The 15,344-nt window shown below is 29.3% G+C and carries 16 protein-coding genes; 14 read left to right on the plus strand and 2 right to left on the minus strand.

Features of this window, described 5'->3' with window-relative positions:
- Positions 1-471: 471 nt before the first annotated feature.
- From CLVI_RS01955 to galE, 7 genes are all read left to right on the plus strand, one after another.
- The gene (locus tag CLVI_RS01955) at positions 472-2,001 is read left to right on the plus strand and encodes an oligosaccharide flippase family protein (protein WP_106058430.1); all 1,530 of its coding nucleotides are present in this window, start codon (positions 472-474) and stop codon (positions 1,999-2,001) included.
- Positions 2,002-2,081: 80 nt separating this feature from the next.
- The gene (locus CLVI_RS01960; protein WP_207655310.1) at positions 2,082-2,915 is read left to right on the plus strand and encodes an SDR family NAD(P)-dependent oxidoreductase; all 834 of its coding nucleotides are present in this window, start codon (positions 2,082-2,084) and stop codon (positions 2,913-2,915) included.
- 20 nt (positions 2,916-2,935) lie between these two features.
- The gene (locus CLVI_RS01965) at positions 2,936-3,883 is read left to right on the plus strand and encodes a hypothetical protein (protein ID WP_106058431.1); all 948 of its coding nucleotides are present in this window, start codon (positions 2,936-2,938) and stop codon (positions 3,881-3,883) included.
- On the plus strand, positions 3,883-4,521 hold the full coding sequence (locus CLVI_RS17945) for an acyltransferase (RefSeq protein WP_106058432.1): 639 nt from the start codon (positions 3,883-3,885) through the stop codon (positions 4,519-4,521). The genes CLVI_RS01965 and CLVI_RS17945 overlap by 1 nt, the downstream gene beginning before the upstream one ends.
- Positions 4,518-5,699 (plus strand): Coenzyme F420 hydrogenase/dehydrogenase, beta subunit C-terminal domain, encoded by a 1,182-nt coding sequence (locus tag CLVI_RS01975; RefSeq protein ID WP_106058433.1) that lies wholly within the window; start codon positions 4,518-4,520, stop codon positions 5,697-5,699. Before CLVI_RS17945 ends, CLVI_RS01975 begins: the two co-directional genes overlap by 4 nt.
- 122 nt (positions 5,700-5,821) lie before the next feature.
- The gene (locus CLVI_RS01980; protein WP_106058434.1) at positions 5,822-6,127 is read left to right on the plus strand and encodes a GDP-mannose 4,6-dehydratase; all 306 of its coding nucleotides are present in this window, start codon (positions 5,822-5,824) and stop codon (positions 6,125-6,127) included.
- An 864-nt stretch (positions 6,128-6,991) separates the two neighbouring features.
- Positions 6,992-8,002, plus strand: coding sequence for a UDP-glucose 4-epimerase GalE (galE, locus tag CLVI_RS01990; RefSeq protein ID WP_106058436.1), 1,011 nt, complete (start codon positions 6,992-6,994; stop codon positions 8,000-8,002).
- 60 nt (positions 8,003-8,062) lie between these two features.
- On the opposite strand, the gene CLVI_RS01995 is transcribed toward galE, so the two are convergent.
- Positions 8,063-8,551 (minus strand): hypothetical protein, encoded by a 489-nt coding sequence (locus CLVI_RS01995; protein WP_106058437.1) that lies wholly within the window; start codon positions 8,549-8,551, stop codon positions 8,063-8,065.
- Between the two features lie 338 nt (positions 8,552-8,889).
- Between CLVI_RS01995 and CLVI_RS02000 the strand changes: the two genes are divergently transcribed.
- From CLVI_RS02000 to CLVI_RS02015, 4 genes are read left to right on the plus strand one after another with little or no spacing between them, the layout of a single operon-like run.
- On the plus strand, positions 8,890-9,615 hold the full coding sequence (locus tag CLVI_RS02000; RefSeq protein ID WP_106058438.1) for an amino acid ABC transporter ATP-binding protein: 726 nt from the start codon (positions 8,890-8,892) through the stop codon (positions 9,613-9,615).
- Positions 9,616-9,636: 21 nt separating this feature from the next.
- Entirely contained in the window at positions 9,637-10,440 is an 804-nt protein-coding gene (locus tag CLVI_RS02005) for a transporter substrate-binding domain-containing protein (RefSeq protein WP_106058439.1), read from the plus strand.
- Entirely contained in the window at positions 10,440-11,171 is a 732-nt protein-coding gene (locus CLVI_RS02010; RefSeq protein WP_106058440.1) for an amino acid ABC transporter permease, read from the plus strand. Before CLVI_RS02005 ends, CLVI_RS02010 begins: the two co-directional genes overlap by 1 nt.
- Positions 11,172-11,174: 3 nt before the next feature.
- Positions 11,175-11,816, plus strand: a complete 642-nt coding sequence (locus tag CLVI_RS02015; protein WP_106058441.1) for an amino acid ABC transporter permease — start codon at positions 11,175-11,177, stop codon at positions 11,814-11,816.
- A gap of 64 nt (positions 11,817-11,880) precedes the next feature.
- On the opposite strand, the gene CLVI_RS02020 is transcribed toward CLVI_RS02015, so the two are convergent.
- Complete coding sequence (locus CLVI_RS02020; RefSeq protein ID WP_106058442.1) at positions 11,881-12,315, minus strand: hypothetical protein; 435 nt, start codon at positions 12,313-12,315, stop codon at positions 11,881-11,883.
- Between the two features lie 158 nt (positions 12,316-12,473).
- On the opposite strand from CLVI_RS02020, the gene CLVI_RS02025 reads away from it, so the two are divergent.
- The 3 genes from CLVI_RS02025 (at position 12,474) to CLVI_RS02035 (ending at position 15,326) form a co-directional block, all read left to right on the plus strand.
- A complete protein-coding gene (locus CLVI_RS02025) occupies positions 12,474-13,112 on the plus strand; it encodes a pentapeptide repeat-containing protein (protein WP_106058443.1) in 639 nt (212 codons plus the stop codon).
- Between the two features lie 199 nt (positions 13,113-13,311).
- Positions 13,312-14,250 (plus strand): ABC transporter substrate-binding protein, encoded by a 939-nt coding sequence (locus CLVI_RS02030; protein ID WP_106058444.1) that lies wholly within the window; start codon positions 13,312-13,314, stop codon positions 14,248-14,250.
- A 62-nt stretch (positions 14,251-14,312) separates the two neighbouring features.
- Positions 14,313-15,326 carry a FecCD family ABC transporter permease gene (locus CLVI_RS02035; RefSeq protein WP_106058445.1) on the plus strand — a complete coding sequence of 338 codons (1,014 nt, stop codon included), beginning with the start codon at positions 14,313-14,315 and terminating at the stop codon, positions 15,324-15,326.
- Positions 15,327-15,344 lie beyond the last annotated feature (18 nt).

A 15,344-nucleotide genomic window follows, 5' to 3' on the forward strand; every position in this document is an offset into this window, starting at 1 on the left:
TCTCTGGAAAGTAATATTATAGTAGCTGATAATGACGAGTCTACTATAACTTCCTCGGGGTCAAAGAGAGGGAAGGTTCGTGAGGGCTTTCTCTACTCGACTACAGTCTTTGCAAAATGAATATGATTTGACAAAAGAATTCCAATGGCTTTGTGACCATGAGAACAAAATAACAACATATTTAAAAAAACTTATGCCTTCTTACATTGAAAAATCGTAGCAGGCTGGTGATGAAGTAATGAAACTAAAGGGAGAATAATGTTGAGTGTAAAATGTGTGAAAATTATTTAATTAAAATATATCATTAAATTTGTTTATGAGCTAAGTTTGAATAAATTTAAAGTGCTTTAAGTGATGAAAAATTAAGGAATATATAAGAGAGCATTTGAAAATAGTTATACATTTAGATAAATAAAAAGCTAGATTAAATGTGATTGACTCAAAAAACTTCTTGAAAGCAGGTAAAAAATTTTGAAAATAAATCAACTTAAAGCAGGTATTATATTATCATATTTACTGATTTTTTCAAACACTATTATCGGCATTTTACTTACTCCATTCATGCTAAGAACACTGGGACAATCTCAATATGGATTGTATCAGTTAATCGGTGCATTTGTTGGATATATGACTGTTCTTGACTTTGGACTTGGAAATGCTGTAATTAGATATGTCGCACAATATAGACATCAAAAGGATAGGAAAAGCGAAAGCAATTTTTTAGCAATGACTTTAATTATGTACAGTACTATTTCTATTTTAGCAGTAGTTATTGGTATTATATTATATTTTAATTTAGATAATATTTTTGCAAAAACTTTTACAACTATTGAATTAGGTCAAGCCAAAATAATGTTTACTATTTTGCTTATCAATTTAGTAATATCCTTGTTAGGCAATGCTTTTAATGCAATAATAAATGCTTATGAAAAATTTGTTTTTAATCGAGGATTTACTTTATTCAGATTAGTATTTAGGGTATTATTACTAATTTTATTGTTAAAAATGGGGTGCAATGCAATATCAATTGTTGTTTTAGATACTGCGATTAATATATTCACAATTCTTGCTAATATATATGTTTGTAAAAAGTATTTAAGAATTACAATAAAACTAATAAAATTTGATAAAAAATTACTTGTAGAAGTTTTTAAGTATTCAATTTTTATATTTTTAAATATGATATTTGACCAGTTAATTTGGCGAGTTCCACCAACCATAATAGGAATTAAAATGTCAACAATAGCTGTTGCAATTTTTTCTGTTGGCATGCAATTCTCAGCCTTATTTATGCAATTTTCAACGGCGATTTCTGGAGTATTTCTACCTAAGGTTACAAAAATGGTTATAGCAGGTGAAAGTAATAAAGCTTTGACTGATTTTATGATTAGGGTTGGGCGACTTCAAGGAATTATACTTTTATACATATACATAGCATTTGTAATTTTGGGGAGACAGTTCATTTTTTTGTGGGTAGGTGATGGATATAAGGAAGCTTGGATTACTGCACTTATGGTTATGACAGGACTACTTATACCACTTATGGAAAATGCAGGGTTATCCATTTTACAGGCTATGAAAAAACATCAATTTTATGTTATAACATATCTAATTATTTGCACATTCAACGTAATTACCACTATTTTCATAATTGATTATACTGGAATTTCCGGTGCAACAATGATGACAATGTTAGGCTTATTTGTTGGGCATGGTGTATTTATTAACTGGTATTATCATTGTAAGATAGGTCTTGATATGCTGAGATTCTTTAAAGAGTTATTTAACGGTATTTTTCCTGTTTCAATTATTAGCGGTGTAATAATGTATTTCATAACGGGCTATATGCAGATAAATTCATGGATAATGTTTATAATAGGCGGTGTAATATTTACTTTAATTTATTTTAGTAACATGTGGTTTTTTGGTACTAATAAGTATGAGAAAAATCTTGTGGCTGAACCAATTAAAAACATCTATAGAAGAAGAAATGGTAGATGAAAAACTATTAAAACAATAAAATTAATAAAACATATGTTAAATTGCATTCCGAATATATTAATAAGGAGCGATAAAGATTTATGAAAAAAATATTAATCCAGTTAGCTATGGGAATAAGAAATTTCATTAAATACATAAAATATGGAGGCATAGTATATGTTAATATATCTCAAATTAACTATAATGGAATTTTAGAAGGAAAAAAGGTATTAGTGACCGGAGGTAGTAGTGGAATTGGTTATGCAATCGCAAAAAAGTGTTTAAATGAAGGAGCAAGAGTTGTTATTACAGGAAGAAATATCCAGAAACTTAATGCCATTAGTAAAGAATTTGATAGTAATAATTTATTAGTACTTGAATGGGATGTTAGCGATTCAAAACTTGCAAGAAAAAATGTAGAAGAAATTGATAATATTTTAGGCGGATTAGACATAGTTTTTAATAATGCAGGTATTTATACTTCTAAATCATTTTTAGAGATTGAAGAAAAAGACTGGGATGCTGTATTAGACATAAATGCAAAAGGTTTGTTTTTTGTTTGTCAAGCAGTATCAGAATATTTTCTTGAAAAAAGTAAAGGTGGAAAAATAATCAACATTGCTTCTAATAGAGGTATTCTAGGAGACTATGGTCCATATGGAATGTCAAAATGGGGAGTAATTGGATTGACAAGGGGATTAGGACGTGATCTTATATCTAAAGGTATTATAGTAAATGGTATTGCACCTGGAATAACTGCGACTAATATAAATGGGATAAAAGTTGAAGAAAATGCATTCTCAGCTGAACCGCGTAATAAACGAGTTGGATTACCTGAAGAAATTGCAGAGTTGGCATTATTTTTAGCAAGTGATGCAGCGAATAATATTATTGGTGAAGTTATTGTTTGTGACGGAGGTACTTCATTGCATTAATAACTAAAAATGGAGGTATTATGATATATATAACAGGATTATTATTTGTTATAATTTGTTATAATTTAAACATGCGTTATAAGAATACGAATTATTTTAGAAATCAGTTTAAACAAGTCAAAAAATTTAAAAATGTACCTAATAACTTAGAAATTATAAATACGGGAAGTAGCTATGCTAAGTATGGTTTTGATTATGATCATACATCATTAAAAGGTTTTAACTTTGGTTTGCAACCTCAATCCTTGTCATATGATTTTAAAATATTAAAGCAATACACACCGAATTTAAAAAAAGACTGCATAATACTGATAACACTTCCCAATTTAGTTTTTGGATTGTTGGATTATGATTACGACAATGCTAATACAAAGTATTATTATTTTTTAGATCCCAAAAACATAATTCATTATAGTAAATTTAAATATTTTATAAGATGTAAATTACCTATTCTAAGAGCAAAAAAAGCACTTCGCTATATTATAAAGGATGTTACAAGCGATGATCCATGTAATCAATCAGAAAATTTAATGACTAAAGAGCAAGTAGAAAGAGCGGCATTTTCAAGAGTGGAGGGATGGAAAAAACAGTTTGGACTAGATAGTACTATAACTTGTAATTATCCTGAAGAACTAAAAAATATATTTTTAGATACAACAGAACTGGTAGCTAAAATGGTTGATTATTGTTTGGAAAACGACTTTAAGCCAGTTATGATTATTCCACCTGTATCAAAAGTTCTAAATAAAATGTTATCAAAAAAGTTTATGCATGATTGTTTATATAATAATATAAATAGGTCAAATGAAAAAGTGGTACCAGTTTTAGACTATTTATATGATGAAAGATTTCAAGATTATAAATTATACATAAACTCAGATTTTTTAAATAAGACAGGAAGTGAAAAGTTTACAAAAACAGTAATTAATGATCTTGAAAAACTAGGGTTAATTGGAGGAAAACAATAATGCTAAATTTGAAAAAATTAAAAAGTTTACAAATGTTTTCTTTGATTTTTTATAATATGTTAAGTAGTAAAGTGTTTCGAAAGGGTGGAAAACTAATACCATATAAGAAAAGTTATTTTATATTACACAAAACAGCAAAAGTTATTTTAAAAGGCAATTTAACAACCAATGATAATTGCATTAAACTCAATGGAAGATCTACAATTGTTAGAATGGATACTAACTCTGAGATTAATGTGAATGGTGGCTTTTCAATATGTTATGGCGGTGATATAATTTGCTTTGAAAATAGCAAATTAACTTTAGGTAGTGGATTTTCCAATTCCAATTTAAAGATTAGATGTACTAATAGCATTACTATTGGTAACAATGTTGCTATTTCACATGATGTAACAATTATGGATTCGGATGCACATAATATTGATTATGATGGTTATCAAATGACAAATCCAGTTATAATAGGTAATAATGTATGGATTGGAAGTAGGGCTATTATATTAAAAGGTGTTAAAATTGGTGATGGAGCCATAATTGCTGCTGGGGCTGTTGTGACAAAAGATATTCCGGAGAATACTGTTGTTGCTGGTTGTCCCGCAAAAATAATAAAGAATAGCATTAAGTGGGGTAACAAGATATGATTGATACGATAAAGAAAGAATTGTGTACAGGTTGTAATGCTTGTTCAAATATATGTCCACAAAATTGCATAGAAATGAAGGACGATAAGTTTGGATTTCGTTATCCTACAGTGGAATATGATAAATGCATAAAATGTCAACTGTGTATAAAAACTTGTCCATCATTGAATAAGGTATCATTAAATGGAAAATGGACAATTCCTAAAATTTTTGCTGCGTGGTCTTTGGATGAAGAAATTAGATTTAATAGCACTTCTGGTGGGGTGTTTTCTGAATTAGCTAAACAAATAATAAATAATACAGGAATTGTTGTAGCAGTCAGATATAATGAAAAAAATCTTGTTGAACATTGTATGATTGAAACTGAAGATGAAATAAAGATAATTAGACAGTCTAAATATATACAGAGCGATATAGGTTTTATTTATAAGGTAATTAAGACAAAACTACTTGAAGAAAAATTGGTTGGTTTTTGTGGCTCACCATGCCAAGTAGCCGGGTTATTAAACTTTTTAGGCAAACCATTTGATAATTTAATTACTTTTGATTTTGTCTGTAGAGGAACAAATTCACCAGAGGCCTATTTAAAATACATAGATATGCTTGAAAAGCAATATGAGAGCAAGGTTAAAAAGGTTTGGTTTAAAAATAAGACTTATGGATGGAATAGGTTTAGTACTCGAATAGATTTTGAAAATGGAAAAACATACATAAAAGACCGATATACAGATTTATTTATGAGAGGATATATTGAGGAAAATCTATATATGAGGCCATGTTGCTTTGATTGTAAATACAAATCATTTCCACGAGTGTCTGATTTAACATTAGCTGACTTCTGGGGAGTTAGAGCAATTGATCCGGTACTTGATCCAGATAAGGGGACATCACTTATAATGATCAATTCGGAAAAAGGAAATAAGATATTTAACTCAATAAGAAAAAATATCCTATACAGAGAAAGTACACTCGAAGCGGCATTTTCGGGAAATGGTTGTATTGCTAAATCAGCTATAAAAAATCTTAAAAGTGATATTTTTTTGGAAATGTTGCATACTTATTCTTTTGACGTTTGCTTTAAGAAGTGTGTGAAAAGTAATATATTGAAGAGAATTAAAAGAAAATTTTATATGACAGCTAGCAAAGTAAAAAGAACATTGATATCTTTTAAAAAATAATAAGTAAGTTTTATTCCCAAATAGATAGAGATCAAAGAAATGCCTTCAATACAACACAGAGATTTTTGATAAGGTTAAATAACATGCTAATGTTTGTACTCAACAGAAATGAGGTAACCACAATGAATATATTAGTAAACGGAGGTGCCGAATATATAGGCTTACACACCTATGTGGCTTTGATTGAAGCAGGGGACATAGTCATCGTTGCCGATAATCTTTGCAACAGCAAAGTTGAAACTATAGATAAAATAAAATATATAACAAATAAAGAAGTAACTTTCTACAAAATAGATGTAACTGATGAGAAAGCTTTGGATTCCATCTTTTCAAACCACACATTTGATGGAGTTATTCATTTTGCAGGTCTTAAAGCATCTGTAGAAAAGCCTTTGGAATGCTATTATAATGAATATTTATTACTTTAAAAGGGTGGAAATTGATGTAATTAAATTCTGGAAAGAGATATTGAATATTAGTATTCCTGTATTTGTAACAGTTTTTATAGGCTTTTTTATAAAGCACATTAAGGTGGAGTCGGAAATTATGTCCCTTGTATGTAAAATCATTATATATTTAATTCTTTATATTGCGTTAATATGGAAATTAGCTATGAATGATTAATAAAAGGAATTAATAATAGGTATTTTTAAGAGAATTTTTATAACAAAACAAACAAACGATTAATCTTAATATATTAACAATGGAACGGAAGAGATGCATAGCTAGTCATATCGCTGTAATACTTTCAAGTGATGTTAGTATAAAAAAGTATCTACAAAACCTATTGCTAAGGTAATTAATAAAAAAAGAAGATACTAAACATGACGAAAAAATAGAGGAGAAGGATTATGATTAAAAAAAGAAAATGAAAGAGGACCAAAGTCCAATAATTAAAGTTTTACAAACTTTTTGTGTCCCAAATATTGACCTAGATCCAATTAAATAATCCTCTCTTTACAGGCTGCTTTCTAAGACTAGCTGCTGCACCTTTGGATCCCAACTTAGTCCCATACAGTATGGGTAGAATTTACTATTATACTTTTTTATCCTTTTATTTTATCTTTCTTTGCTCTTTTAATACTCCTAGCTCTTTACAAAGCTTTTTCCACCAACAACTTCTTTTATAACTTGTTATTTAAATTTTTGTTTATACTTGTAAAGTGAACCACTAAAATATAAATATTTTAAATATGAAGAATGCTATTTGTGGATATAAATAACAAAAATGAATAACAGGAAGTAAAAAGCATATAAATATAAATATTTATATTTATAGAGGTGATAAAGAAATGTCAGTTTTAATAACAGGGGGGCTAGGTTATATAGGTAGTCATACGGCTATAGAATTATTACAGTCTGGGAAAGAAATTGTAGTAATAGATAATCTTTGTAATAGTAAAGAAATAGTTAAAGATAAAATTATTTGTATTACAAAAAAGGATTTTAAATTTTATAATATAAATTTATTAAATGGAAATGCTGTAGAAAAAGTTTTTAAAGAAAATAACATAAAATCAGTTATACATTTTGCAGCTTTAAAAGCAGTAGGTGAATCTGTGAAAAATCCTTTAGAATACTATGATAATAATATTATAAGCACTTTAGTTATACTAAAACTTATGAAAAGGTACGGAATTAAAGATATAGTATTTAGTTCATCAGCTGCTGTATACGGTAATGCTGAATCTATGCCAATAAAGGAAAATCAATCTTTATCGGTGAACAATCCTTATGGGAGAACTAAATTAATAATAGAATATATATTAAAAGACTTATATAAATCAGATAATACATGGAATATAGCACTACTTAGATACTTTAATCCAATTGGAGCTCATGAAAGTGGACTTATAGGAGAGGATCCTAATGGTATACCAAACAACCTTTTACCTTATATAAGCAAAGTTGCAATGGGTCAATTAAAGGAAGTTAGTGTATATGGCAATGATTATCCCACTATTGATGGAACCGGAGTAAGAGATTATATTCATGTAGTAGATATAGCGAAGGGGCATATAAAGGCTTTAGAAAAATTAGATAATAAATTAGGCTTAGTTATATACAATTTAGGAACAGGAAAAGGGGTAAGTGTATTACAAATAATAGAGTTATTTAAAAAAGTAACGAACAAAGATATACCTTATAAAATAGTAGGAAGAAGAGAGGGGGATGTAGCTCAGTGTTATGCAGATCCAACTAAGGCACAAAAAGAATTAGGGTGGCAAGCAGAAAAAAATATTAATCAGATGTGTAAGGATGCTTGGAATTGGCAACGTAAAAATCCTAATGGATATAATTAAAAGTACTTTATATTAATTAAGCTATCTAAAATAGAAAATCTCTACTTAAGATAGCTTATTTTATTTCCTTAATAAGTTGTTTAATTTTGGTTTAATATCTCTACCAGCCTTCTCACTAATCATAGTTTTAACGGTACTTCCATTATTAGTAGTTAAAGATAATATAGATTTGGTAGCATTCTTTCCAGGCAGTATTTCAAACCTTTTTATATCTTTATACATTATTAATGTATTTTTAAAAAGGACACTGTCATTAAAGAAGTATACATAGAAATTAAGTAAATAGTTTATAGGCATTGCAAGACATACAAAGATAAATAACATTATATTCAGGTAAGTTACATATTCTTGTAGAATTATAATTATAAGAAATAGAATACAAAGCAATCCTAAAATTATACTATAAGGAGACAAACATTTTAGCCTGAACTTTAATTGGTTTTTTTTCTTATGTATGCTTCTATAATATTTTCTATATAATGAGAAACAAAGGCCCGCAAATAGTAGTGTTTCAATTAGTAAAACTACTAAATTTGTATTTAAGTCCATAATAAATCCCCCTCTTGAAATATTTATTAACATTGTAGCATATTACTATAAAAATAGTCTGTTTTTGTATAGAAGATAAGATGTAGAAAAATAAAATTTGTTAAAAATAAAAGTATGAAAATACAGAAGAAGATATCTTCTTCTATTTTTTTGATCTATCCTGCTAAAATTTTTGTTGAAACACTATGTAAAATTATTGACTGTGTAATTTAAAAATGATAGAATAAACAAAACTGCCCTAGGCACATGTGTTAGCAATGGAGCTACTTAATTTCTGCTTAAACGAGGGATTAATAGCTTTTTTTTTATGAAATGGCGTAAATAGAGGAGGTGTTAGGTTGATAAAGCTTGAAAAGGTAAATAAGTTTTTCGGAAAAAATCAAGTATTAAAAAACATCAATTTAACTGTTAAAGAAGGCGAAAAGGTTGTTGTTATTGGGCCTAGTGGTTCTGGTAAAAGCACATTAATAAGATGTATGAACTTATTAGAAAAACCTACTGATGGAAGTGTAATAGTAAATGATGTAGAAATCACTAAAAAAGGAGCACCAATAAGTAAGGTTAGAGAAGAAATAGCAATGGTATTTCAATCATTTAATCTCTACCCACACATGACGGTGTTAGAAAATCTTACCCTGGCACCAATAAAAATTCAAAAAGTTCCTAAAAAACAAGCCATAGAGTCAGCAATGAAATATTTAAAAACTGTTGGTTTGGAAGATAAGGTGTCAGCTTATCCGGCTCAATTATCTGGAGGTCAGCAGCAAAGAGTTGCTATTGCTAGAGCACTAAATATGCATCCGAAAATAATGTTATTTGATGAGCCAACATCTGCACTAGATCCAGAGATGATACAAGAAGTTCTGGATGTTATTATAGGATTATCTAAAGAAAATATAACAATGGTTGTTGTAACACATGAAATGGGTTTCGCAAGACAAGCAGCAGATAGAGTGATTTTCATGGCAGATGGAGAAATTATTGAAGAAGGTAACCCGGAACATTTCTTTGTTAACCCAACTAATGAAAGAACAAAAAGTTTTTTAAGTAAAATTGTAAGATAAAATTATTAGGAGGTTATTATTATGAAAATTAAAAAATTGACAGCAGCTTTAACTGCAGCACTAGTATTAGGAACAACCTTAATATTTGTGGGATGTTCTAGTAATAAGGATGCTACAACTACTGGAATTCAACAAATAAAAGATGCCGGTGTTTTTAAGGTAGGAGTTAAGGTTGATGTTCCTAAATATGGTTTAAAAAACACAGAAACTGGAGAAGTTGAAGGCTTAGAAGTGGATATAGCTAAGGCTGTTGCTAAGGAAATATTCGGAGACGAGAGTAAGATAGAAACTGCAGCAGTTACTGCAAAAACTAGAGGACCATTGCTTGATAATGGTGAGATAGATGCAGTTATAGCTACATTTACAATTACTGAGGAAAGAAAGGAAAGTTATAATTTCTCAGACCCATATTTTACAGATGGTGTAGGATTACTTGTTAAGAAGAGCTTGGGTATTAAAGAATTCAAGGAACTTGATGGTAAGACTATAGGTGTATCTCAAAGTTCAACTACTAAGAGTGCTTTAGAGGAAGTAGCAAAAGAAGAAGGTATAACTCTTAAGTTTAGTGAATTTGGAAGTTATCCAGAGTTAAGTGCAGCATTAGATTCAGGTAGAATTGACTGTTTCTCAGTAGATGCATCAATATTAAACGGGTATTTAGATGATTCAAAAGAAATTTTAGATTTTAGAACTAATCCTCAAGAATATGGAATTGTAACAAAGAAATCCAACGAAGACCTTGCAGAATTAGTGAATAAAGTAGTAGCAGATATGAAATCTTCTGGAGAATTAGATGAATTAATTGCTAAGTGGGAGATCAAATAATGTCAAGCCCCTTTAGTTTATTCAAATGGGAGGCCGTATTTACAGATTGGAAAATCTTTGGAGGAGGCCTTCTTGTAACAGTTAAAGTTGGAATTCTTGCACTTATAGTAGCGATAATAATAGGAATTGTTGTTGGAGTTCTTTCAACATCAAAACTTAAATTCTTTAAGGCTATTGGAAGAGTCTATGTAGAATTAATTCAAAATACACCATTGGTTATTCAAGTATTTATCTTATTTAATGCATTGCCTTATTTAGGTATAGTATTAAACGTGGTTTCAATAGGTGTATTAGCACTTGGAGTATATCATGGGGCTTATGTTGCTGAAGTTATTAGGGCGGGCATAGGATCTGTTTCTAAAGGTCAAATGGAAGCAGGATTATCTCAAGGATTTACTTTTACTGAGTGTATGAGATATATAATATTACCTCAAGCTTTCAAAATAGTATTACCACCTTTAGCAAATCAAGGAGTTGCTCTTTTAAAGAATACTTCTGTACTTGCAATGATAGCAGGCGGAGATTTGATGTATAGTTCAGATTCTTGGTCAAGTTCTAATATGTACTATGGACCAGCATATCTAACAACAGGTTTGCTATACTTTATGTTATGTTTCCCATTAGCAACCTTAGCTAAAAAACTCGAAGAAAAGAAATCTTTTGGTAATAAAGGCAAGGAAAGTGAATCAGAAGAGAAAATCTTAGGGGAAAAGGCAGAGGGGGTTATTTAAATTATGGGATCAATAATTAATAGTGTTAATATTAAATTTTTGTTAGATGGGCTAAAGGTAACAATGACAATAGCTATAGCTACAATAATACTTAGTATTGTTATTGGGACAATTCTAGGTGTACTTAGACGAAATAAAGGTATTTTTGGTGCAGTAGCAGCCGTATATATTGAAATATTCAGGAATACACCATTAATTCTTTGGATTCTATTTTGTAGATTCTTGATACCTATAGAACCTATGTATTCAGGAATTCTATCGATGACTTTATTTACTACAGCTGTAATGGCAGAAATAATTAGAGGTGGATTAAATTCAGTACCTGCTGGTCAATTTGAGGCAGGTAAATCACAAGGGTTTTCTACAATTCAAATCCTTATACACATTATATTGCCTCAAGCATTTAGAAATATGGTGCCAGCAATTCTTTCTCAGGTTGTAACTACTATAAAAGATACTTCATTCTTATGGATAGTTGGAATTGAAGATCTTACTGGAAAAGGTATGATTCTTATGGGAAGTTTTGTATCATCAGATCAAATATTTGCAATGTATGGATTACTAGCAATAATTTATTTTACTATAAATTTTGCATTATCATTTATTGTAAGATCACAACATGGGAAATTAGCTTTAATGTATTAGAAATGAAAAAGGCTGTTAGAAAATAGAAAGTGATTTCTATTTTACAACAGCCTCTTTTTTCGTTCTAAGTTTTCATTTTAAATTCATTAGAACATTTTTTACAAGTAACTATAATAGACTTCTGACCTCTAGGTAATCTTAGCTTTTGTTTACATTTAGGGCATTTAACAATTTTATATTGTTTTTTATATTTTCTTTTTTGATCCCATTTAGACTTCATTTGTCTAAATAATATTGGATAAGATTCTAAACTTGCCTTGGGTAATGGATAAGGAAGCCTTTTCCCAAATCTTCCTAGTATTTTATTTATTATGGAAGTAAATTTAGTTAATTCAGTATTTCGTTTATAGGTATTTTTTGATAGTGCTCTAAAAATAACAATAATCATAAGTAAATAACTAATATATCTACTATACTCACCAAAGTTAAAAAACATACCTAGCACTAAAAGGAAAATTGATAAAATATCAAAGCCATAAGTTCCGGATAGAAAATTCATTTAATCACCTCATATCTATAGAATATCTTACCATACAATTGTATCAAAATGATGGCAATAAAAAAAATTAAGTAGAAAGTTTTGTGAAATTCATTTTATTGACTTATACTAACTTTATAGATAACATTAAGGAGAAATAATAAATCTTGGAGGTAATAATGGGTAGAAACCAAAGTAATGGGAAATTCAACTATAATAATATACAAAAAAAAGATAAGAATTTTATGTATGATAATTTTAAGAACAGCAATGGTTATAATTGTGATTTTGAAGAGTGCAATTTTGATTTTGTAAGTTTTAGAGGAGCACATTTTAAAAAATGTAGTTTCTATAATAGTTCATTTATAGGAGCAGAATTTGTTGGAGCAAACTTAAAAGGAAGTAAGTTTAAAAAATGTAAGTTTGAAAATACTGTATTTAATTCTGTGAATCTTGATGGAGTCGATTTTAGAGAGGCTGAATTCAATAATGTAATCTTTTTAGAAAGTGATATATCAGCGGCTATAAATATTGAAGCTGATGACATTGGCATTAGAGTTTTTAATGAAGTTCCAGAAATCATAATTAGTGATGAATTAAGGAATACAGTTGAAGGTTTGAAAGAAAATAAATATATTAAAGATGCTAGAATTTTTGATACTAAAAATGGAAGTATAAATATATTGACCGTAATGATTTTGTTAGAGAATTTTAATGAGGAAAGACTTATTAGAGGACTAAATACTTTAAAAGTAGAAATAACAAGAGAATTTCATACACTAAGTTACATAATAAGGCTATTAGAAAAAATGTTTTAAAAATAGCTGGAATTTTAATAAAGCAGATTATAAATAAGAAGTTATTCTATAGTATAAAAAAATATTATAGAATACTTCTTATTTTTTTTATTAATTAAATTAATAATTCTTTACAATGATAACGATTATTGATACAATAGCTAAAGATTCACTAGTGATAATCAATATCAAGTATAATTAAAAAACAGGAGGAATATCTGTGAAAAAAATAAAAAATTTAATAGCAATAACGATAGTTGCTGCATCGGTATTAGCATTGGTAGCATGCACAGGACAAGATGGAGAAAAGTCGAATGATATAAAAGTAAGAATGGTTTCAACAGTAAAGGGAGATGTAGAGATACCTGCAAATCCTAAAAGAATAGTTGATATTTCAGGTTCTAGCGAAGAATTAGTAATTCTAGGATTAGTACCAGTAGCTACTGCAAATGTAGATTCGTATCAAACAGATAGAGTTGCAAGTTATATAGAAGACAAGCTTAAAGATTCAGTGGTTGTTGGGCATTCAATGATGGATACTATGGATATAGAAGGAATTTTAGCTGCTAATCCGGATTTAATTATAATGAGCGAAAGACAATCAAAGATATATGAGCAATTAAAAGACATAGCTCCAGTAGTTATGATGAAAGATTACGCAAATGATTGGAGAGCCAAATTAACAGATGTTTCCACATTACTTGAAAAAGAAGAAATAGCAGCTGATTGGTTAAAAAATTATGATGAAAAAGCTAAAAATCTTGGGCAAGAAATCTTAGATAAGACAGGTCAACAAACTTATCTTACAGTACTTGCATATTCCGGAAGTTTCATGATATTTAGTAACGCTGGTATAGGAACAATAGTAAATGATGATATGGGATTAGCTAGGCCAGAAAATTTACCACCACAAGATGGAATTACATTGCCAACTGTTTCTATGGAAGGGTTATCTACAATTGATGCAGATCACATAATTGTTATTGGAACAGGTACTGATAAGGCAGACTTAGAAAAAAGCTCAGTTTGGGCGAATCTAAGAGCTGTTAAAGAAGGAAACAGTACTTTCTTAAATTCTAGTCCTTACTTTAGTCAATCCTATAATCCTATAGGAAAAGAATTGTTATTAGAATCTATTAGAGATAATTTTATAAAATAGTTAATTATAATAGATTAGAGAGATTCTCTAATCTATTAGTTTATAATTTAGAAGGAGTAAAAATGGGCGATAAAAGAGGCAATGGAAGAGCGTATTTATTAATCTTGATAGGGATTGCAGCACTAGTTATAGGAGTGGGATTATCTATTTCATATGGTGCAAAGAATATAAATATTTTAACAATAATACAGAGTGTATTTTATAAATTAGAAGATGTAGACTCTTTAATTATTAGAGACATTAGAATTCCAAGGGCTATTGCAGGAGTATTAGTCGGTGGATTTTTAGCTGTTTCAGGAGCAATAATGCAGGGGATAACAAGAAATCCTATAGCCGAGCCTTCTGTAATGGGAATTACTCAAGGTTCAACATTTGCAATAGCAGTAGCATTTGTAATTCAAGAAGTTAGTCCGAATCTTGAAATAGGAAGTTTTGGTAGAATGGTATTTGCATTTTTAGGGGCAAGTATCAGTGGAATTTTAGTATATATTATTAGTTCAAGGTCTGGAAAAAAAGTTGATCCAATAAAACTTGTCTTAGCGGGGACAGCTCTAGGTACGCTATTAATTTCATTAGCACTAGGAATTTCTATGTATTTTAATCTGTCTCAACAATTAAGTTTCTGGATATTTGGAGGTTTAGTATCCGCATCATGGGAAGGAGTTTTTCTTCTTATAGTGGTGGGACTAATTGGGGTGACTGCAGCTATGATAATGGCACCTAAAATCACTATTTTAAGTCTTGGAGAAGATGTAGCAATAGGACTAGGTGAAAATACTAATAGAGTACGAGCGATATCAATATTAATAGTAATAATTTTAACTGGTGCTTCTGTAGCTGTGGCAGGAAACATTATATTCTTAGGGCTTATAATACCACAAATAGTAAAAGCTATAGTTGGAGTAGACTATAAAGTAATAATACCAAGTTCTTTTGTTTTAGGAGCTGTTTTACTAATATATAGTGATATAGTGGCAAGAACTATTAATCTTCCTTATGAGACACCCATCGGATCATTGACTGCATTACTGGGTGTTCCTATGTTTATATATCTTGTAAGAAGGGAAGTGCGATAGAGGTGAAAAATAACAATA

Source organism: Clostridium vincentii (assembly GCF_002995745.1).
Taxonomy (GTDB): Bacteria; Bacillota; Clostridia; order Clostridiales; family Clostridiaceae; genus Clostridium; species Clostridium vincentii.